Origin of the sequence: Ochrobactrum sp. BTU2, assembly GCF_024539785.1 — a bacterium.
Taxonomy (GTDB): Bacteria; Pseudomonadota; Alphaproteobacteria; order Rhizobiales; family Rhizobiaceae; genus Brucella; species Brucella anthropi.
Map to the genome: position 1 here is coordinate 576,029 of NZ_JAHWRG010000002.1, position 20,877 is coordinate 596,905.

Consider the following 20,877-nt stretch of genomic DNA (forward strand, 5'->3'; position numbering starts at 1 on the left):
TGCGTAGGATAATGCGTACAAACAAAGACATAGAGCGGTTCCGTTTCAACCGGAACCGCTCTAATGAGTTCCGACAGCCTTGCCGTATGTTCGGACCACATTGCGGACGGCCTCCACCATCAAGGCGTGGGGCGTCGCTTCAATCTCACCCGAGGCGACTGCTGGATAAAGCGTGCCCAGATACTGACTGATCAGCGTTTCCGGTATCTTGCGCTCTTCCAGACGGTTCAAAAGCGCATCGACGGCAGCAGTTGCGACCGGATGCGGCCAGTAATAGCGAATGCGGTCGCTATAGGAGAAATGGCGTTGCAGGCGCAGTTCTTCCGCATCACCGTGATAGTATTTTTCCCAGTTCTTCGGCTCTGCGAGAAGTAGCGCTTCCATCTTACCGCGCAGGGTTTCTTCTTCCGGCAGTTTGTCGAGGAAAGCTGCAATCTGGTCGAGACCGTAAAGCGCCTCGCGCAGTGCAAAAGTCAGGCCGGGGCCGACTTTCAGAATGGTGAAACCGTCATCAACCAGATCGGAAAGCGCTTCCACCGGCTGATAGTCGGTGGAGTGGGCTTCAAAGACGAATTGCGCCATTTCGCTGAGAACACCGCTTAACGCCGTCGCCTTTTCACTGTTGTAGAAGACGACATTTTCGTTGCCGAACTCGACGCCCGGCTGCACCACGACGCCGATGGCGCGGGCGAATGCGTCTTCCAGTCCGAGTGCTGCGAAAGCCTTGCGGTGAATGGCGACGGTTTCAACTGCCGCGCCCGGCTTGGTCAGCTCCAGCTCTTCGATTTCTTCCATCGCTCCGCCGGGGATAGGGACTTCCGTGCCGATGATATAGACCGGCAGGTCGTATCCGGCTTCGTGGGCTGCTGCTTCCGAAACCTTGGCCAGGCGCGCTGCGCGCTCGGCGGTCACGGCATCGGGCAGTGCGACCGGCTCGCCAGCACAGCCCATCGAGGTATCGAGATGGATTTTGGTGAAGCCAGCGCGCACGAAGGCGTCGATCATCACATCCGACTTCGCAAGGGCTTCTTCGGCGGGCAGATGCTTCCACGGGTTGGGGCCGAGATGGTCGCCGCCCAGAATAAGCCGCTTGGTGTCGAAGCCGACACGGGCGGCGATGTCTTCCACAAAGCGGCGGAAGTCGGCAGGCGTCATGCCTGTATAGCCGCCGTCCTGATTGACCTGATTGCAGGTGGCCTCAATCAGCACGTCCGTGCTGGTCGCGATGCCTTCAAGAAGCGCGGCCTCGATCACCAGCGGATGCGCAGAGCAGATCGACGTGATGCCGCCGCGAACGCCGCTTGCATAACGGGCGGGAAGTGCGCTCAGAACATTCGTGCTGCTCATGCTGGAACTCCGTTTTTCTGCAGGAAGGCTTCAATTTCGGCCATGGTCGAGGTGCCTTCCATCGGTCCCTTGACGCCGACGGCGCGTGCGCCGGTGGCGTTGGCGATGACGAGGGCTTCTTTCGGTGCCATGTCGCGCAGCCAGCAGGTGACGAATGCCGCGCCAAAACTATCGCCCGCTCCGGTCGGGTCGATCTCATCGACCTTGAAAGCAGGCGCGAAAACTTCGCCGGACTGATCGAAATAGCTTGCGCCTTCCGCGCCGCGCTTGACCACGACGGCCTTCACGCCCCGCGCCAGCAGTTCTTCCACGGCTGCCTTTTCCTCGGTCGCCTTGGTGAAGAGGAAAATTTCCGGGCCGCTCGGCATGAACAGGTCGGTGTTTTCCAGCGCATGGGCCAGTGCCTGGCGCATGCCCGGCAATTCCAGCATTTCCTTGCGGATATTCGGGTCGAAGGACACGGTGCCACCCTTCGCCTTGATACGGATCGTCGCCTCGTGGATTGCAGAAACAATGCCTTCGGAGAACAGGGCGGAGCCCATGATATGCAGGTGATCGGCGGTCTCGATCAGCATTTCAGCTTCCGGCGTCAGGCCGATGGCGCTGCATGCGCTGTGCTTGATGTTGAAGATGAAATCGCGATTGCCATCCGGGCGATAACGCACGAAAGCGCTGCCGGTGGCGGCTGTCGGATGCACGCCGATGGCCGAAATATCCACGCCGTCCTTCTGCAAGCGCTCGATATTGAGCGCGCCGAAGTCATCATTGCCGACCGCGCTGACCATGCCGCAAGACTGGCCCATCTTGGCGGCCTGATCGATGAAGATTGCGGGCGCGCCGGAGGCGAACGGCCCGATCAATGGGATGGCGGTCTTGAAACCGTTGCCGGTTTCCACGGCCATGATTTCGACGACGATCTCGCCGATGGTGATGATCTTTTTCATAAGGTGCACCGCGATTACGTACGCATGGATTTCGAGCGCACGTCCAGCCAGACGGCAACCAGAATGACCACGCCCTTGACGATGAGCTGATAGAAATAGGGCACCGACAGCATGTTCATGCCGTTGTTGATGACACCGATGATGAGCGCGCCCAGAATGGTGCCGACCATGGTGCCGACGCCGCCGGCAAGCGAGGTGCCCCCAAGCACGACCGCCGCAATGGCGTCGAGTTCATAGCCCATGCCTGCATTGGTCTGTGCTGAGGACAGGCGCGAGGAGAGGAGAATGCCGCTGATGGCTGCCATGACGCCGGAGAGCATGAAGACGATGATCTTGATGCGGTCGACGCGGATGCCCGAATAGATCGCTGCTTCCTTGTTGCCGCCCGACAGATAGATGCGGCGGCCGAAAACGGTCTTCGACAGCAGGATATAATTGAAGATGAACAGGATGCCGACGATCCAGATGATGATCGGCAGGCCGAGCCAGTTTTCCGAGCCGATGGCAAGCCAGGTATCGTTTTCGATGATTTCAGGCGCGCCATTGGTCGGCAGACTGACCATGCCGCGATAGATGCCCATTGTCGCAACGGTCACGATGAAGGATGGCAGCATCAGCTTTGCCGAAAGCACACCGTTCAGCCCGCCCATGATGGCGCCCGCCGCAAGGGTGAAAACGACGGTCGGCACGAAGCCGAAGCCCATGGCGAAGGCTTGCGCTGCCACCATGCCGGAAACTGCGATGATCGAACCGATGGACAGGTCGATTTCACCAAGCAGGATCACATAGGTCATGCCATAGGCGGCAACGGCAATCACCGCCACCTGCTGCATGATGTTCATGAAGTTGTTGAAGGCGAGAAAGCGCGGGTTCAGCACCGCAAAGACCACGCAGAGCACGGCCAGCGAGATGATGATACCGCCATACTGGCGAACCAGCGGGGAGCTGAAAAGCGAACGGCGGACTTCCGCGTCCACGGCTTTCTTCTGAATATTTTGTGCGTTGCTCATAGGTGCATTCCTGCTGCGTAGCTCATGACGGTTTCTGGCGTGAGGCCATCGGCATCGACAATGGCGGCGACATGCTTGTTATGCATGACGGCCACGCGGTCGCTCAGGCCCAGCACTTCCGGCAGTTCGGAGGAAACCATCAGGATCGCCGCGCCATTGGCGGCAAGTTCACGGATGATGCGATAGATTTCGAATTTCGCGCCGACATCGACGCCGCGTGTCGGCTCATCGAGAATGAGGATGCGCGGCTTTGTCTGCAGCCACTTTGCCAGCACGATCTTCTGCTGGTTGCCGCCGCTGAGTGACCCGGCAACCGTGTCGATGGATGCGGTCTTGATGGCCAGACGCAGCACTTCCGCCTTGGCGGCGGAGCGCTCCGCTTTCGAGCGCATGAGGCCGAAAGGCCCTGCAAGCTGGCCGAGCGCCACCATGTTGATATTGCGCTCAACGCTGTGTGGCAGAACGAGACCTTCTTCCTTGCGGTTCTCGGTCACGAAAGCAATGCCGTTGCGAATAGCATCGGTCGGTGAGGAGAGGGTGATGACCTCTCCGTCGAGCCTGATTTCACCCGTGGGCCGCAGCATACCGAACAATGCCTTCATCACGTCCGAACGGCCAGAACCGACCAACCCGAAAAGCCCCAGAACTTCGCCGGGTTTCACGTCGATGGAAACATCGTTGAATTTGCCCGCAACCGAGAGGTTCTTCGTTTCAAGTATGGGCGGCACGCTTGCCGATGGTCTCGGCGCTTCGCGCGGCGGATAGATGTCGTTCATCTCACGGCCGACCATCAGGGCGATCAGCCGCTCGATTGTGGTCTCGCTCTTTTCCGTGGTCGTTACATATTCGCCATCGCGAACGACCGTAATGTCGTCGGAAAGCCGCATGATTTCTTCCATGCGATGCGAAATATAAATAACGGCTGTGCCCCTGGCTTTCAGGCGCTCGATAATCGAAAACAGGATTTCCGCTTCGCTGTCGGAGAGCGATGAGGTCGGCTCATCCAGAATGACGACGTCAGCAGGCTGGCTCAGGCCCTTGGCGATTTCGACGAGCTGGCGCTGGGCAATCGACAGGTCGCCAACCTTTGCGCGTGCATCGACAGGCAGACCAAGCTCATCGATGAGCTTGTCGGCAGCGGCGTTCAGTTCGCGCTCCCGCACAAAACCGAAGCGGCTTGGCTCATGATTGGCGAAGATGTTCTCGGCCACGCTGAGATTGCGCGACAGGCTCAATTCCTGAAAGACGATGGCGATGCCATTTGCACGGGCATCGCGCGGGTCTTTCGGCGTATAGGTCGCGCCCTTGAGCAAAATGGTGCCGGAGGTTGGCTTGAAAACGCCAGCCAGAATCTTCATTAGGGTGGATTTTCCGGCGCCGTTTTCGCCAAGAAGCGTATGCACGCGGCCGCGACGCACGGTCAGGTTCATGCGCTTGAGCGCGATGACCGGGCCGAAGGATTTCGCCACATCGCGAATTTCAAGCACCGTATCCGGCAGGGCGTTTCGTTCGGATTTGGTGGCTGTCTCGGTATCTGTCACTTTGGGGGCCTCCACTCTCCGTTATTCAGTTTCGCAATGGATTTTAAGATCGATCCCGAGCGAAGTCTGCAATTCAAAAGGGTTGCGGCGGCGGCAAGGCGCGTGGTGTTCGCCGGGCCGCCGCACGCAGATAGGAAACAGCGACTGGGAGGAGTGTCGCTGTTTCACGCGGTGTTACTTGGTTTCGCCGTCCTTGGTGACGACGCCCGGAACGATTGGCTGCTTGGCTGGAACTTCCTCGCCCTTGATGACTTTGGCAGCGGTTTCAACTGCAACCTTGCCCATCTGGTCCGGGTACTGGGCGATAACGCCGACCATGACCGGGTCGTTTTTGACGGCATTGCGGGCTTCTTCCATGCCATCGAAGCCGATCACCTTGACCTGGTTTTCAAGCTTGGCCGACTTTACTGCCGAGGCAGCAGCCAGCGCAGCATCGTCACCGAAACCGAAGATGCCGACAATATCCGGATTGGCCTGAAGGATGTTCTGGGCAGCCGAAAGAGCTTCCGGACGGGTGATGCCCGGCTGGATCGCCACGATCTTGATGTCGGGATATTTGGCAATGCCCTTCTTGAAGCCCTCAATACGGTCCACGACCGACTGAACCGTCGGGTAATCGATCACGGCGACATTGCCCTTTTCACCAATGGTTTTGGCCATCAGTTCGGCAGCCTTTTCGCCGCCTGCGAAGTTGTCCGTGCCCACAAAGGAGGTCACATCAACATTGTTGGCCGGTACGTCGACGGTAATGACCTTGATGCCAGCCTTTTCAGCCTTGTTGATGGCCGAGCGAACGCCCTTGCTGTCAACCGGCGAGATGATGATGACGTCAACGCCCTTGGTGATGAAATCTTCCACATCGGCGAGCTGCTTGCTCAGGTCCTGATTGGCGATGGAGACTTCCAGCGGTACATTTTCTGCCTGCGCTTCCTTCTTCATCGCATCTGCGAGCGCGATGTAGAACGGATGCTGCTGGGTCAGAAGCGATGCGCCGATGCCTTCGGCAGATGCAGCACCTGCCATCATGGCCAGAGCTACGCCGGAAAAGAGAATACGGCTGAGCGATTTGCGAAACATGATTTCCTCCGAATGACCGGCGCTCGCCGGGGCGTCCTTCTATGGGACATGAACAACGGTTTTCCTGCTGGTCCGTCAGTTGTCGCCAACTTCAAACCTCCCGAAGGGCAGGGCCTTCAGCCCATGATTGAGCTCCCCTAGACATGCTAGAGCTTGTTCAGTGTGTCAATATAAAATTTTTCACGTGTAAAAATTATAACGATTGAATTTGGGCAGGTTACATAGGCGTGAACTGCAGCAGGCACGTGAAGGCGTGGACTACTGATCACTGTTGTGTTGAAATTTGTTGCTTCTGGGCGGAAATAAATTTACGCATGAAAAGAAAAGTGGGTGGCGCCGAAAAATCGCTTCGATACCCCAATGGGAAAAGCAGGGCATGACCGAACAGAAGATCAGGACGATGGAAGAGTTCGCGGCGGCAAGCGGATTGTCTCGTCCTACGGTCTCGAAATATTTCGACAATCCTGAAAGCGTAAAGCCTTCCACGCGGGCTCGTATCGAAAAGGCGTTGAAAGACTATAATTATCAGCCCAACATTTTTGCAGTCAGCCTCAATCGCAAGAAGCCGAAGAACATCGGCGTTATCGTCCCGCATATATCCGATCCATTCTACGCGGAAATCATTCGCCAGATCGAGATGCGCTGTCTGGCGGAGGGCTACTGGACTATCGTGCTGTCATCTCATGGTGAGAGAAAACTCGAAGCGCGGGCGATGCGCACCTTGATGTCTCTCAAGATTGCGGGTGTTCTGATGGCTCCGCTCGGTTTCGATACGGATGAGAAGCTTCTTTCCAGTCTGTCGAACTCGACGCCTGCAGTTTTCCTGGACAGCCGTATCAGCGACGATCAGCCGTTCGTCGGCACGGATAATCGTCAGAGCATAGGGAATATCACCGAGTATCTCTATCGAACGGGGGAACACCCCTGCTTCCTCGAAATGCCGGCCGTAAACCAGAATGCGCTGGAACGGCGTTCGGCCTATATCGAAACCATGGAAAGGCTTGGCGTTGAACCGATCGTCCTTCCCATAGAAGCAAAGAACTGGAATTTCGAGGAACTGGGCTATCAGGAGGCAGGCCGGATTTTTGATCGCGGCGGGTTTCCGACGCGCACGGTTCTGTGTGCCAATGATCGTCTGGCTTTCGGCGTGATTTCCGCGGCATTCGAGCGTCGGCGCCATGTCGGGCGCGAGGAGGGCTGCGATCTCCGTGTCGCCGGTCATGACGACCATCCTCTCAGCCGCTTCACCTGTCCGCCGCTGACAACGGTTGCGCAGGATTATCGGCAAATCGCGCAACTGGGTCTCGATATGCTTTTCTCGCGGATCAATGCGCACGAAAGCGGGGCAGCCGTCGAGAAGGAAATTCGCCGTCTCGATAGCCACCTCATCATGCGCGGCTCTGCGTGATGCCACCAAAAAGCCTCCTGAAAGCCGAAATATACACAGTTTTGCCATGCGTTCGCCGCAATTGATGGGCGAAAATACGCCTATTCGCGCAACGTTTCGCGTCTTCTGACGGCTCAAAGCTTCTTTTCGGCACTCTGCCTTAATTAAGGATGCCGTTTGGACTGAAACCAGTCCCTCCCGACCTTTCCGGCGAAAGAATTACTCTGCCGCTCCCTAGATTTTTTCCATGCTCGCCTATGTGGATATGTAGGCAGCAGGGAGTTGTGCGGCACACGGATTGCTGCAAGACTTGCAACCTATATCTGACCATATCTGGCCATATCTGGAATGCCTCGAAATTGGTGAGCGGTTAATCCGCCCGGCTTCCCTGCCCATATGACGGGATGCCGGTTGTGCTAGAAGGGGGTAATGTCTTGCTTATCTGGTTAACTTCTATTGTTCTTTTCCTGATCGGGCTTGCGCTCGGCGCGGGAGGCATCTGGCTCGCCGCACTCGGCGGCAGCTGGTATTACATACTCGCAGCGATCGGCTTTCTGCTGACCGCCGTTTTGCTTTCCCGGCGCAGCGCCACAGCATTATGGGTCTATGCGCTTGTCATTCTTGGATCGCTCGGCTGGGCCGTTTATGAAGTCGGCTTCGATTGGTGGCAGCTTGGCGCACGCGGCGGCATCATCGTGCTGCTCGGCTTCTGGATGCTGACGCCCTGGATCAGGAAACCATTGAATAACGGAGCAGGCGATAGTGGTCTGCCGCTGGCCGCAGCCTCGGTGATCGCAGTTGTGGTCGCAGGCTATGCGATAACACAGGATAGCTACAATATTGCCGGAGACCTGCCGACGGAGAAGGTCGCTGCAACGCCCGATCTTGGCGGCAACATGCCCGATGGTGAATGGCATCAATATGGTCGAACGCCTTACGGTCAGCGCTATTCGCCACTGGCACAGATAACGCCGGAGAATGTCTCCAAGCTTCAGGTTGCCTGGCAGTATCAGACCGGCGATGTGAAGCAGCCGCAGGATGTGGGCGAAACGACCTATCAGGTCACGCCGCTCAAGATCGGCGATTCCCTTTATCTCTGCACGCCGCATAACTGGGCAATCGCGCTGGATGCGGCGACCGGCAAGGAAAAGTGGAAATTCGATCCCAAGGTCGGTTTCAATACAGACCGCCAGCACCAGACCTGCCGTGGTGTGAGCTACTGGAAAGATGCGACCGCAACAGCTGGAGCGAAATGCTCCGAGCGTGTCTATTTGCCGACATCTGACGCACGATTGATCGCACTGGATACGGCCACCGGAGAAATCTGCACGGATTTCGCCAATGGTGGAACTCTCGATCTCAGCCACGGCATGAAATACAATCCGGCAGGGTATTACTACTCCACTTCACCCCCTGCGGTCGTCGGCGACAAGATCATCGTTGGCGGTGCCGTCAACGATAATTATTCGACGGAAGAACAGTCCGGCGTCATTCGCGCATTCGATATCCGCACTGGCCAACTGCTGTGGAACTGGGATTCGGGCAATCCGGATGTCACCACGCCGCTGCCGGAGGGGGAGCACTACACGACCAACTCACCCAACAGCTGGTCCGTTTCAAGCGTCGATGAGAAGCTTGGGCTGATATTTGTTCCGCTCGGCAACAAGGTGCCCGACCAGCTTGGTATGGACCGCAGCGAGAATGTGGAGAAGTTTTCCTCGTCCATCGTCGCTCTCGATGTGAATACCGGACAGCTTCGCTGGGTGCGCCAGACTGTTCACCATGATCTATGGGATATGGACGTTCCAGCCCAGCCGGTCCTGCTGGAAATCAACGGGGTTCCGGCACTGGTCGGACCGACGAAGCAGGGCGATCTCTATGTTCTGGATCGACGCACTGGCGAGCCGATCATTCCAGTCAGGGAAATTCCAGCTCCGACAGGCGCGATACCCGAGGACCATACTGCGCCGACGCAGCCGATCTCCGATCTTACTTTCAGTCCGCCACCCTTGCGCGAAAGCGACATGTGGGGTGTGACGATGTTCGATCAGCTCGCTTGTCGTATCAAGTTCCACGAGCTGTTCTATGAAGGCCGATATACCCCGCCTTCGCTGCGCGGAACGATTGTCTATCCGGGCAATTTCGGTGTGTTCAACTGGGGCAGCGTGGCCGTCGATCCGGTGCGGCAAGTCATGTTCGGTATGCCGACCTATCTCGCCTTCACCTCGCGCCTCGTTCCACGCGCGGACATTCCGCCGAAAGGACAGGATGAAAAGGGAAGCGAGCAGGGCTTGAACCGCAACGACGGCGCGCCTTATGGCGTCTTCATGGGACCATTCCTGGGTCCGCTCGGTATTCCCTGCCAGACGCCGCCATGGGGTTATGTCGCTGGTGTTGACTTGCGAACCGGTAAGATTGCCTACAAACATCGGAATGGAACGATCCGCGATATGTCACCGGTTCCACTTCCGCTGAAGGTCGGCGTCCCGGGCATTGGCGGACCGATGATCACCGCAGGCGGCGTTGCCTTCCTTGGTGCAGCCGTGGATGATTATCTGCGCGCCTATGACCTGACTTCGGGCAAGCAGCTCTGGGAAGCACGGCTTCCTGCTGGCGGGCAGTCGACGCCAATGAGCTATACGGTCGGCGATCAGCAATTCGTTCTGATGGTTGCCGGCGGGCATGGTTCTGTTGGCACCAAGCCCGGCGATTACGTGATCGCCTATACTCTGCCGAAAGGCTGAGCTGGTGATGTGAAACGAAAACGCCGGGAGTGATCCCGGCGCTTTCATTTGAAAATCTCAGATTTTGCCGTGCAGCAACTCACCTTTTCGCGGAGCCGGGCGCTTGCGGCTTTCCACGCTGTTTTCTGCGAGCTGGTGAATGATCGGGCAATCGGGGCGGTTGTCCCCGTGGCAGTTTTTCGCGAGGTAGCGCAGCGTATCAGCCATTTCCTGCAACTGACGCATCTTGGCTTCCAGCTCCTCGACATGGCCAAGCGCTACCTTCTTGACGTCAGCCGATGCGCGGTTGCGATCGCGCCAGAGCGTCAGCAGTTCCTTGATCTGTTCAACCTGAAAACCGAGGTCGCGGCTGCGGCGGATGAAGCGCAGCGTCTCAACGTCTTTCTGCGTATAGACGCGATAGCCTGAACCGGTTCTCTCGGCAGCTTCAATGAGTCCGATTGTTTCATAATGGCGGATCATCTTCGCCGATATGCCAGATGCTGCAGCTGCCTGCCCTATATTCATCCCGTTCCTCGCTGGCTGGTTATTTGCAAGGATATAGGAATGCAGAGACGTCTTTCAAAGAGGCTTATGCGTTCAGATGGCTCGCCCGGAACGTTTCATGAGGTAATGTTCAATTGCCTGAAACCCATCGAAGATGAGTATGGCAAGTGCGGCCACGACGAGCCCTCCCTGCAAAACGAAGGCAAGATTGTTGGAAATGAGCCCGGCGATGATGACCTCACCAAGCGTTCTGGCAGCGACAGTCGAGCCAATGGTAGCCGTTGCAAGGCCGATCACAACGGAAAGTCTGATACCTGCCAGAATAACCGGCATGGCAAGGGGAACCTCGACTTTCACGAGCCGTTGCGCGCTGGTCATCCCCATGCCGCGTGCAGCTTCGACAACCGGAGGCGGCAAAGTCGTTAGTCCCGTCAGCGTATTTTCAAAAATCGGAAGCAGACCATAGAGGAAGAGTGCAATCAGGGTCGGCTTGTCTCCGAAACCGAAGACCGGCACTGCAAGTGCCAGCACTGCAACTGGAGGAAAGGTCTGGCCGATATTCACAAGGCTGCGTGAGAGTGGCAGAAACTCTGCGCCCTGCTTTCTGGTAACAAAGATTGCCATCGAGACGGCTACAATCGTGGATGCAAGTGCGGCCAGAGCGACCAGGCCGAGATGCTGCAAAGTCAGTGTCACGAAGTTTGCACGATCATAAATGACCGGGACGCCCTCATCGACGAGCGGTCGAAACAACGGCTCGAAAAGATGGGGCCGCCACAGAAACAGCAGCAGAACGCCCAGAAGCAGCGCACGTGGAACAAGGGACAGGAACAACCTCATGCCGGACGCTCTGCCTGATGCAGAAGCCTGTCGAGCGTAACTTGTCCAAGTGGTCTTCCATCATGATCAAGAACGGGAAGAGCCTTGCGTCCTGACCACAGAAGCTCGGCAAGGGCATCGCGTTGCGACGCTGTTACCGGCATTGTTGCACCGCTTGCATCACCGGGCTGGAGCGCGGTTTTAAGGTCCATGAGAGAGAGGAGGCGGAAAGGCCGTTCGCCCGTACCGACAAGACGTTCGACGAAATCGGTTGCCGGACGGGCAAGAATTTCTGCCGGTGGACCATATTGCAGCAATTTTCCGTCATCCATGACGGCGATACGATCACCCAGCGATATGGCTTCCTCCATGTCGTGCGTGACAAGGATTATGGTCGTGCCGAGCCGCTTCTGGATCGCCTTCAGATCTTCCTGTGCCTTGGCTCGGATTACCGGATCGAGTGCCCCGAATGGCTCGTCCATGAGAAGGATGTTCGGCCCGGCAGCGAGTGCGCGTGCCACACCGACGCGTTGCTGTTGCCCTCCGGAAAGTTCATGCGGATAGCGGTCGCGATAGTCCGCTGGTTCAAGCTGGAAGAGGTCAAGCAGTTCATCCACGCGAGCATCGATGCGCTGTTTCTGCCATCCAAGCAGAAGGGGAACCGTCGCAATATTCTCCGCGACAGTGCGATGCGGAAAAAGTCCGTTCTGCTGGATGACGTAGCCGATCTGCCGGCGCAGAACATGACCGGGTTCGTCCATGACACTGCGGCCATCGATGCGGATTTCTCCGTCGGTCGGCTCGACCAGACGATTGACCATCCGCAGGAGGGTCGTCTTGCCGGAACCTGACGTCCCGACAATGGCAGCAATACTGTGGGGTTCGATGGTGAAGCTCACCGCGTCCACCGCTGCGCGTCCGTTATAGCGCTTCGTGATATGGTCGAATTCGATCATTGGGAGCTGCCTTTCCCGGTGATTTCTATCGCTGCATCGAGAATGACAGCAGCCGCAAAGGCGAGGAGAACGGTAGGCAAGGCACCCAGCAGAACAAGATCCATGGCCGTTTGCCCAATGCCCTGAAAGACGAATGTTCCGAAGCCGCCGCCACCAATCAATGCCGCGATGGTCGTCAGGCCGATATTCTGCACCATGACGATACGTATGCCGGTGAGAATAACGGGAAAAGCGAGCGGAAATTCCGTTTTGAAGAGGCGTTGCAGGCGCGTCATGCCCATGCCGCGGGCTGCGTCCGTTACCGGCTCCGGCACCTGTGCCAGCCCTGCGACGGTATTCGCCACGATAGGCAGCAGCGAATAGAGGAAAAGCGCAACGAATGCCGGTGCAGCGCCGATACCACGAATACCGATAGCACCCGCCCAGGGAAACTGCGTGGCGACCCAGCCGAGTGGCGCAATCAAAATACCGAACAGGGCCATTGACGGAATGGTCTGCACGATATTGAGGCTGTTAAGAACGAAAGCCCGCAACCCGGCCAAGCGATGGCAGACAAGCCCCAGCGGAATACCCACTGCGGTCGCCGCTGCAAGCGATCCCAATGCCAACGATATATGCCGCTCCGCTTCGTTCCAGAAGCTGTCCGCGCGGCTTTGATATTCCTTCATGAATGAGATGCTGTCCCAGAGGCCTGAGGAAAGCAGCGCGGCCAGGAGCAATCCTGCAATGACCAGCAGTCCGATCCGTAAAAACGGACCGGCACGCAGCCGGACCAGCCCATCCGCGACATAAAGTGCGCTCGCAAAAAACAACAGCCAAAAGCCGGAAGCCGGAGAAACGCGCGCATATCTGTTTCCTTCGGGCGACAGATATGACGCGGCCAGGCCGATTGCCAGCATGACGGATGCGAGGCAGAACAGAGCCGCGAACAGCCGCAACAAATTGTTGCTGCGGACAAAGCCGATCAGCAGTCCTGCCGCTACGACAGCGGCGAACAGCAGCGCCAATGAGGCCGGCAGGGCATCCAAAAGATAACGAGGCTCGCCTTGAACAATGCGGTTTGCCCGAAAGTTTGCGAATGGCAGAAGCAATCCCGATAAGGCGATTGCCGCAATGACCAGTCCGAGCTTGTCGATATATGCAAACAAGCCCCTCGTGCCATTTGCCTGGATCGTCTGGTGTGTTGCACTCATGCCCGGCAATTATCCGTTATCGCGCTCTCTACTTGAGAAATCCGTTGGCTTTAAGAAAATCCTCGGCAACCGCCTTTGCCGGTTCGCCACCCAGTTGCACGCGACCGTTGAGTTCCTGAAGGGTGGTCAGGTCGAGTTTCTCGAAGACGGGTTTCAGAAGTTCCTCGATCTTCGGATTTTTCTTCAAGACTTCCTCACGGATGATCGGGGCGGGCTGGTAAACCGGCTGCACATGCTTGTCGTCTTCAAGAACGACAAGTCCGGAAGGCGCGATGCCCCCATCGGTGCCATAGACCATGGCCGCGTTGGCGCCGCTGGTCTGGTTGGCAGCGGCAGCAATGGTTGCAGCCGTGTCTCCGCCGGAAAGTGTGATGAGCTGGTCGGGTTTCAGGGTGAAGCTATAGGCGGTCTGGAAAGCTGGCAGGGCTGCTGCCGAGTTCACGAATTCAGAGGATGCGGCCAGAATGACCTTTCCACCGCCTGAAATGTACTTTCCGAATTCGCTCAGGTTCGTAAGCTTGTTTTCGTCGGCGACATCCTTGCGCACCGCAATGCCCCAGGTGTTGTTTGCCGGTGAGGGCGCCAGCCAGACGATCTTGTTGGCATCGTAATCGAGCTGCTTTGCAGTCTCATAAGCTTTGGCTGGGTCTTTCCAGAGCGGATCGTCAGCCTTGTTGAAGAAGAAGGCGGCATTGCCCGTATATTCGGGATAGATGTCGATTTCGCCAGCGGTGATCGCCTTGCGGACGACCGGCGTGGCGCCGAGCTGGATACGATCAGTGGTCTGGATACCATTCGCATTCAGAATGGCCAGAATGATGTTGCCGAGGACGCCGCCTTCGGTGTCGATCTTGGACGACACGACTACCTGTGCCTGCGCGAGGCTGGGAAACTGAACTGCGCCTGCAAAGAGGGCAAGTGCGATGGCACTTCCCTTGAATAGGTTTCTGTACGACATGCTCATCATCCCATCGCGCTGGTTTTTCCTTGTGAAGGTAAACTATAGCGCCAACGGGAAAAGGAAACCGCCGTTCGACACCCCTCCTGACAGCAGGCTGGCAGGAGGGGTAATGTCAAAAGGCTGGATCAGGCAGCAAAATCGTTTTGCGTGCCGTGTGCTTCAATAGCCTGTGCAAGACGCTGCAGCGCATGGACATAAGCTGCCGAGCGAACCGTCACATTGTGCTGCTTGGCATGGTTCCAGATGGCGCGGCCTTCACGTTCCATGATAGTTTTCAGGCGCTCATGGATTTCTTCAAGCGTCCAGTAATAGCCCTGACGGTTCTGCACCCATTCGAAATAGGAAACCGTCACGCCACCGGCATTGGCCAGAATATCCGGCAGAACGATGACGCCATTTTTCGCAAGGATTTCGTCTGCTTCCGGTGTCACTGGACCATTTGCAAGCTCGACAATAAGCTTTGCCTTGATGGAAGCTGCGTTGTCGGCATGGATCATGTTTTCCATGGCGCTTGGCACCAGAACATCGCAGTCGGCTGCAAGCAACTCATCAGGAGTGATGGCTTCATGGCCGTTCTTGCCAGCTGTCGAGACAACCGACTTGTTTTGTGCTTTCGCTTCCAGAAGCGCATCGAGATCAAGGCCGTTGGCGCAATAAACAGCACCGGACGAATCCGATACGGCAACGATCTTGTGACCATCGCTTGCCATCAGCTTGGCGATGAACTGACCGGCATTGCCGAAGCCCTGAACCGTGACGCGAAGCTGCGCAGCAAGGCCCAGATCGTGCGACAGATGGCGCACGAGATAGAAGCCGCCGCGCGCCGTGGCATCATTGCGTCCAAGCGAACCGCCAAGTGCCAGCGGCTTGCCGGTGATGACGGCAGGCGAGGATTGTCCGACGATCTGGGAATATTCGTCTGCCATCCAGCCCATGATCATGGAATTGGTATAGACATCCGGTGCCGGAATGTCGCGATCCGGCCCGATAATGCCGGAGAAAGCCTGGATATAGGCGCGCGAAAGACGCTCCAGCTCAGCCTTTGAAAGTTGACGTGGATCGACCTGAATTGCACCCTTTCCGCCGCCATAAGGCAGGTTCATGACGGCGCATTTGAAAGTCATCCAGAAGGCCAGCGTTTCAACCTCTTCCGCGGTCGATTCCGGATGATAGCGGATGCCGCCCTTCGTCGGTCCGCGCGTGTCGTCGTAGCGGCAGCGCCATGCAAGAAAGGATTTGCGCGAACCATCATCCATGCGGATCATCAGTCGCACTTTCATGGTCTCACGTGCATATTTCAGCTTCTCGATGACGTCCGCATCGATGTTGATGTGGCCTGCAGCCTCGTCCAGACGGACAAGTGCACTTTCGAGTAGATTCTCCTTAGTCACGGAATCACCTTTCTTGCGTTTCTTTTATTTTGGACGCGATTTTACGAAAGAATGCGTAGTCCTTTGCGCAATAAAAGAAAAGGGAAAAGGACAATAATGTTGTCCTATTTTACAGGGGCGATTTTTGAAACTGCTTTGCCGTCAGGTTGCAGACGCGGGCCCACTTGTATGAGATGGACCAGATGTCGCGAAATGGTGGGCATGTCGTATTTGTGGCGTCTTTTGACGCAAGCCTGCTGTCGGGTTTGAAACGGAAACAATAGAAATATCATCAAAGGCTTCGCTTGTGCCGACAGGGCGCTTGCGGTCGCGAAACTGGTGGTTGTCTATGTCCCGTTTTTCTGCAGCTTCTATTATTAAAAATGCGCTTTCCGGCAACAAGAACTGGAAGCCGCAATGGCCGAATGCCGAACCCAAGGCCGAATATGACGTGATCATCGTCGGCGCTGGCGGGCATGGTCTGGGTGCGGCCTATTATCTGGCCAAGGAACATGGCATCACCAATGTCGCGGTCATCGAAAAAGGCTGGCTTGGTGGCGGCAATACCGGGCGCAACACCACGATTATCCGCTCCAACTATCTCTATGATGAGAGCGCGCATCTTTACGAACATGCGATGAAGCTGTGGGAAGGCTTGAGCCAGGACCTCAACTACAACGTCATGTTCTCGCAGCGCGGCGTGATGATGCTGGCCCATACGGTGCATGATGTGCAGAGCTTCAAGCGTCACATCCATGCCAATCGTCTCAACGGCATCGACAATGAATGGCTGACCAAGGAGCAGGCGAAGGAATATTGTCCGCCGCTCGATATTTCAGCCAATGCGCGCTATCCGGTCGTCGGTGCCACCTTGCAGCGGCGCGGCGGCGTGGCCCGTCACGATGCGGTTGCATGGGGCTATGCGCGTGGTGCGACTGAGCGCGGCGTTGATATCATCCAGAACTGCCCGGTTACGGCCATCCGTCGCGATGTATCGGGCCGTGTGACCGGCGTTGATACGCCACGCGGTTTCATCAAGGCCAAGAAAGTGGCGGTCTCCGCTGCTGGCAGCACGTCCATTGTCATGGATACGGCAGGCGTGCGTATGCCGCTTGAAAGCTTCCCGCTACAGGCGCTGGTGTCCGAGCCGGTCAAGCCGATCTTCCCATGTGTGGTCATGTCCAACACGGTTCATGCCTATATCAGCCAGTCCGACAAGGGCGAGCTGGTGATCGGTTCCGGCACTGACCAATATGTGTCCTACAGCCAGCGCGGCGGCCTGCCGCTGATCGAGCATACGCTTGCGGCCATCTGCGAAGTCTTCCCGATCTTCACCCGTATGCGGATGCTGCGCAAATGGGGCGGTATTGTTGATGTCACGCCGGATCGTTCGCCGATTATCGGCAAGACGCCGGTGCCGGGCCTCTTCGTGAATTGCGGCTGGGGCACGGGCGGCTTCAAGGCGACACCGGGTTCGGCGCATGTTTTTGCGCATACAATTGCCCGCGACGAACCACACTGGATCAACGCACCGTTCACGCTTGAACGCTTCACCACCGGTCGCCTGATCGATGAAGCGGCTGCTGCCGCCGTGGCTCACTAAGGAAATAGGGGAAACACTAATGCTTCTTATCCGTTGCCCTTATTGCGAGATGGAACGCCCAGAGCTGGAATTCGCCTATGCGGGCGAAGCGCATATTGCGCGTCCAGCCGACCCATCGACACTGACCGATGATGAATGGCGCGACTTCCTGTTCACGCGCTCCAATCCACGCGGCACCCATTATGAACGCTGGCGGCATATCAATGGCTGCGGTCGCTTCTTCAATGCGGTGCGCGACACGGTGAGCGACAAGTTTGTCACCACCTACAAGGCCGGTGAACCCCGTCCTGCTTTGGCAGAAACTCCGGCTGCGGAGACAAAATAATGACCGATATGCGCATTCATAACAAAGGCCGTGTCAACAAGGCCAAGTCCGTTCGGTTCACCCTCAATGGCAAGACCTATTCCGGCTTTGAAGGCGACACGCTGGCTTCCGCCATGCTTGCCAATGGCGAACATCTGGCTGGTCGTTCATTCAAATATCACCGCCCGCGCGGCATTCTTTCTGCCGGTTCCGAAGAGCCAAATGCGCTGATGGGCGTCTCGCGTGGACCCGGCCGGTTTGAGCCGAACACCCGCGCAACGGTGCTGGAACTCTATGATGGTCTCAAGGCCGAAACCCAGAACCATTGGCCGTCGCTGAAGCACGATGTCGGCGCGATCAATGATGCGTTCTACATGTTCTTCTCGGCAGGCTTTTACTACAAGACCTTCATGTGGCCGAAAAGCTTCTGGAACAAGGTTTATGAGCCTTTCATCCGTGGCGCTGCCGGTCTTGGCAAATCGCCGTCCGAGCCCGATCCGGACACCTATGCCAGCCGCTATGCTTTCTGCGATGTGCTGGTTGCCGGTGGTGGACCTGCCGGTCTGGCCGCCGCCCTTGAAGCCGCAAAGAGTGGCGCGAAGGTCATCCTCGTCGACGAGCAGGCTGAATTTGGCGGCTCGCTTCTGTCGGAACCGGAGCCGGTCATCAATGGCCGCGCAAGCTGGGACTGGCTGAACGAAACCATAGCGGCCCTTAAAGCCAATCCGAATGTCACGCTTTTGCCGCGCACGACGGCCATCGGCTATTACCATCAGAACATGGTTGGTCTTTGCGAACGCCTGACTGATCATCAGGCCAAGCCTGCCTCCAATGCGCCGCGTGAGCGTATGTGGCGTGTGCGCGCAAAACAGGTGGTGCTGGCGCAGGGCGCGATTGAAAAGCCGCTGGTCTTTGCAGGCAATGACCGCCCCGGCGTGATGCTGGCGTCGAGCGCACGCACCTATCTCAATCGCTATGGCGTCAAGGTCGGCAATCAGGCAGTCGTCGTCACCTCGCATGACAGCGCATGGCTTGCGGCTTTCGATCTCGCGGTCGCAGGTGTGAAGGTTCCGGCCATCATCGATGTGCGTTCAAGCGTTGCCGACAGCCTCGTCAACCGCGCCAAAATGCTTGGCATTGAAACACTGACCGGCTGGACTGTGACGGATACCGGCGGACGCCATCGCGTGTCGTCGGTTCGCGCTAATCCGGTTTCCAATGGCTCGGTCGGTGCTGCGCGCACGATTGCCTGCGATGTGCTGCTGATGTCTGGCGGCTGGAATCCGAGCGTGCATCTGTTCTCGCACACAAAGGGCTCGCTCGTCTGGGATGAGGCACGCCAGATTTATCTGCCGGGCGAACGCACCGAGGAAAGCCGCTGTGCCGGTGCAGGCAATGGCAATTTCGACCTGCAGGCTGCATTGCACGAGGGTGCGGAAGCGGGTGCCGCTGCTGCCAATGATTCCGGACACAAAGCCAAGGCGTCTGAATATGCGGTCGCCGGTGATTTTGTCTGCGACGGCGTAAGCTGTCGTGAACTGCCGACGGATCGGGATCCGGGCAAGGCCAAAGCTTTCATCGATTTCCAGAACGATGTGACTGCCAAGGATATTCGTCTGGCCGTGCGCGAGGGTTTCCATTCCATCGAGCACGTCAAGCGCTATACCACCAACGGCATGGCGACCGATCAGGGCAAGACCTCGAACATTAACGGTCTGGCGGTTGCAGCCGATGCGCTCAAGCGCCCAACGCCGCAGGTAGGTCTTACAACCTTCCGCCCGCCTTACACGCCGACGACCTTTGGCGCTTTCTGCGGTTACAATCGCGGCAAGCTGTTCGATGTCACGCGCAAGACACCGATCGATAGCTGGGCTGAACAGCATGGCGCAGCTTTTGAGCCGGTCTCACTGTGGCGTCGCGCATGGTACTTCCCGAAAACCGGCGAAGACATGCATCAGGCCGTGGCGCGTGAATGCAAGGCGACCCGCCAGTCGCTTGGCATGTTCGACGCTTCCACCCTTGGCAAGATCGAAGTGGTTGGCCCGGATGCCGCGGAATTCATGAACCGCATGTACACCAACCCATGGACGAAGCTTGGCATTGGGCGCTGCCGTTATGGTCTGCTGCTTGGCGAAGACGGCTTCATCCGGGATGACGGTGTCGTCGGTCGCCTCACGCAAGACCGTTTCCATGTGACGACCACAACCGGCGGTGCCGCGCGTGTTCTCAACATGATGGAAGATTATCTCCAGACCGAATGGCCGGAGCTGAAAGTCTCATTGACCTCGACCACCGAACAGTGGGCCGTGGTGGCAATCAATGGCCCGAATGCGCGCAAGCTCATTGAGCCAATGGTTGAAGGTCTGGATATTTCCGATGAAGCCTTCCCGCATATGTCGGTGGCGGAATGCACATTCCTTGGCGTGCCAGCGCGTCTGTTCCGCATGAGCTTCACCGGCGAGCTGGGCTATGAAATCAACGTGCCTGCCCGTTACGGCCTGTCACTCTGGAAGGCACTCTATGAGGCCGGTCAGCAATATGACATCACGCCTTACGGCACCGAAACCATGCATGTTCTGCGCGCTGAAAAGGGCTATATCATTGTCGGTCAGGACACTGACGGCACGATTACGCCGGATGATGCAAGCCTTGGCTGGGCTGTCGGCAAGCAGAAGCCGGATTTCGTCGGCAAGCGTTCGCTGGCGCGTCCGGATATGCTGAAAGCGGATCGCAAGCATCTCGTGGGTCTGTTGACCAACGATCCGAAGCTGGTGCTGGAAGAAGGTGCGCAGATTGTTGCCGATCCAAAGCAGGCGCTGCCGATGACCATGCTTGGTCATGTCACCTCGTCCTATTGGAGCGAGGCGCTTGGTCGTTCCATCGCCATGGCAGTGGTCTCCGGTGGCAAGGATCGTATGGGTGAAACGCTTTATATGCCGATGCCTGATGGCACAGTGCATGAGGCTGTGGTTTCGGGAATGGTCTTCTATGATCCCGAAGGAAAGAAACTGAACGGATAACACTACAGCTGCATTCTTCGTGATGCCGGGCTGCAAAGAGCAATTTGTCTGCGTTCCGGTGCTCACGTACCTTTAAGTACGCTCCGCTCCGGTACTCGAAAACCACTCTTTTCGC

Annotated in this window: 16 protein-coding genes; 5 read left to right on the forward strand and 11 right to left on the reverse strand. The window is 57.3% G+C overall.

Annotated elements, in window-relative coordinates:
* Positions 1-60: 60 nt before the first annotated feature.
* From KWJ32_RS07370 to KWJ32_RS07390, 5 genes are all read right to left on the reverse strand, one after another.
* Positions 61-1,347: a D-tagatose-bisphosphate aldolase, class II, non-catalytic subunit gene (locus tag KWJ32_RS07370; protein ID WP_125300565.1), complete on the reverse strand. Its 1,287-nt coding sequence runs from the start codon at positions 1,345-1,347 to the stop codon at positions 61-63.
* On the reverse strand, positions 1,344-2,291 hold the full coding sequence (locus KWJ32_RS07375) for a sugar kinase (RefSeq protein ID WP_011982474.1): 948 nt from the start codon (positions 2,289-2,291) through the stop codon (positions 1,344-1,346). Before KWJ32_RS07375 ends, KWJ32_RS07370 begins: the two co-directional genes overlap by 4 nt.
* 14 nt (positions 2,292-2,305) lie before the next feature.
* Positions 2,306-3,301, reverse strand: coding sequence for a ribose ABC transporter permease (locus tag KWJ32_RS07380; RefSeq protein WP_029925857.1), 996 nt, complete (start codon positions 3,299-3,301; stop codon positions 2,306-2,308).
* Positions 3,298-4,842 carry a sugar ABC transporter ATP-binding protein gene (locus KWJ32_RS07385; protein WP_011982476.1) on the reverse strand — a complete coding sequence of 515 codons (1,545 nt, stop codon included), beginning with the start codon at positions 4,840-4,842 and terminating at the stop codon, positions 3,298-3,300. Before KWJ32_RS07385 ends, KWJ32_RS07380 begins: the two co-directional genes overlap by 4 nt.
* 174 nt (positions 4,843-5,016) lie before the next feature.
* Positions 5,017-5,919 carry a substrate-binding domain-containing protein gene (locus KWJ32_RS07390; protein ID WP_011982477.1) on the reverse strand — a complete coding sequence of 301 codons (903 nt, stop codon included), beginning with the start codon at positions 5,917-5,919 and terminating at the stop codon, positions 5,017-5,019.
* A gap of 376 nt (positions 5,920-6,295) precedes the next feature.
* On the opposite strand from KWJ32_RS07390, the gene KWJ32_RS07395 reads away from it, so the two are divergent.
* Positions 6,296-7,327 (forward strand): LacI family DNA-binding transcriptional regulator, encoded by a 1,032-nt coding sequence (locus tag KWJ32_RS07395; protein WP_011982478.1) that lies wholly within the window; start codon positions 6,296-6,298, stop codon positions 7,325-7,327.
* 413 nt (positions 7,328-7,740) lie between these two features.
* Complete coding sequence (locus KWJ32_RS07400; RefSeq protein ID WP_041544912.1) at positions 7,741-10,050, forward strand: glucose/quinate/shikimate family membrane-bound PQQ-dependent dehydrogenase; 2,310 nt, start codon at positions 7,741-7,743, stop codon at positions 10,048-10,050.
* A 57-nt stretch (positions 10,051-10,107) separates the two neighbouring features.
* On the opposite strand, the gene cueR is transcribed toward KWJ32_RS07400, so the two are convergent.
* The 6 genes from cueR to KWJ32_RS07430 all read right to left on the reverse strand — a co-directional run bounded on the left by cueR (position 10,108) and on the right by KWJ32_RS07430 (position 15,856).
* Entirely contained in the window at positions 10,108-10,557 is a 450-nt protein-coding gene (cueR, locus tag KWJ32_RS07405) for a Cu(I)-responsive transcriptional regulator (RefSeq protein ID WP_010658066.1), read from the reverse strand.
* Positions 10,558-10,629: 72 nt separating this feature from the next.
* Positions 10,630-11,376, reverse strand: coding sequence for an ABC transporter permease (locus KWJ32_RS07410; protein WP_010658067.1), 747 nt, complete (start codon positions 11,374-11,376; stop codon positions 10,630-10,632).
* Positions 11,373-12,311 (reverse strand): ABC transporter ATP-binding protein, encoded by a 939-nt coding sequence (locus KWJ32_RS07415; protein WP_231771272.1) that lies wholly within the window; start codon positions 12,309-12,311, stop codon positions 11,373-11,375. Before KWJ32_RS07415 ends, KWJ32_RS07410 begins: the two co-directional genes overlap by 4 nt.
* On the reverse strand, positions 12,308-13,504 hold the full coding sequence (locus tag KWJ32_RS07420) for an ABC transporter permease (RefSeq protein WP_231771273.1): 1,197 nt from the start codon (positions 13,502-13,504) through the stop codon (positions 12,308-12,310). Before KWJ32_RS07420 ends, KWJ32_RS07415 begins: the two co-directional genes overlap by 4 nt.
* 28 nt (positions 13,505-13,532) lie before the next feature.
* Complete coding sequence (locus KWJ32_RS07425; protein ID WP_029375863.1) at positions 13,533-14,462, reverse strand: ABC transporter substrate-binding protein; 930 nt, start codon at positions 14,460-14,462, stop codon at positions 13,533-13,535.
* Positions 14,463-14,590: 128 nt separating this feature from the next.
* Positions 14,591-15,856 (reverse strand): Glu/Leu/Phe/Val dehydrogenase, encoded by a 1,266-nt coding sequence (locus tag KWJ32_RS07430; RefSeq protein WP_010658071.1) that lies wholly within the window; start codon positions 15,854-15,856, stop codon positions 14,591-14,593.
* A gap of 328 nt (positions 15,857-16,184) precedes the next feature.
* Here KWJ32_RS07430 and KWJ32_RS07435 point away from each other — a divergent pair, with 328 nt between their 5' ends.
* The 3 genes from KWJ32_RS07435 to KWJ32_RS07445 are packed head-to-tail and all read left to right on the forward strand — an operon-like array spanning position 16,185 to position 20,762.
* Entirely contained in the window at positions 16,185-17,438 is a 1,254-nt protein-coding gene (locus KWJ32_RS07435; RefSeq protein ID WP_040128940.1) for a sarcosine oxidase subunit beta family protein, read from the forward strand.
* A 19-nt stretch (positions 17,439-17,457) separates the two neighbouring features.
* Complete coding sequence (locus KWJ32_RS07440; protein WP_010658073.1) at positions 17,458-17,763, forward strand: sarcosine oxidase subunit delta; 306 nt, start codon at positions 17,458-17,460, stop codon at positions 17,761-17,763.
* On the forward strand, positions 17,763-20,762 hold the full coding sequence (locus KWJ32_RS07445; RefSeq protein ID WP_011982484.1) for a sarcosine oxidase subunit alpha: 3,000 nt from the start codon (positions 17,763-17,765) through the stop codon (positions 20,760-20,762). The genes KWJ32_RS07440 and KWJ32_RS07445 overlap by 1 nt, the downstream gene beginning before the upstream one ends.
* The last annotated feature ends 115 nt before the right edge of the window (positions 20,763-20,877 follow it).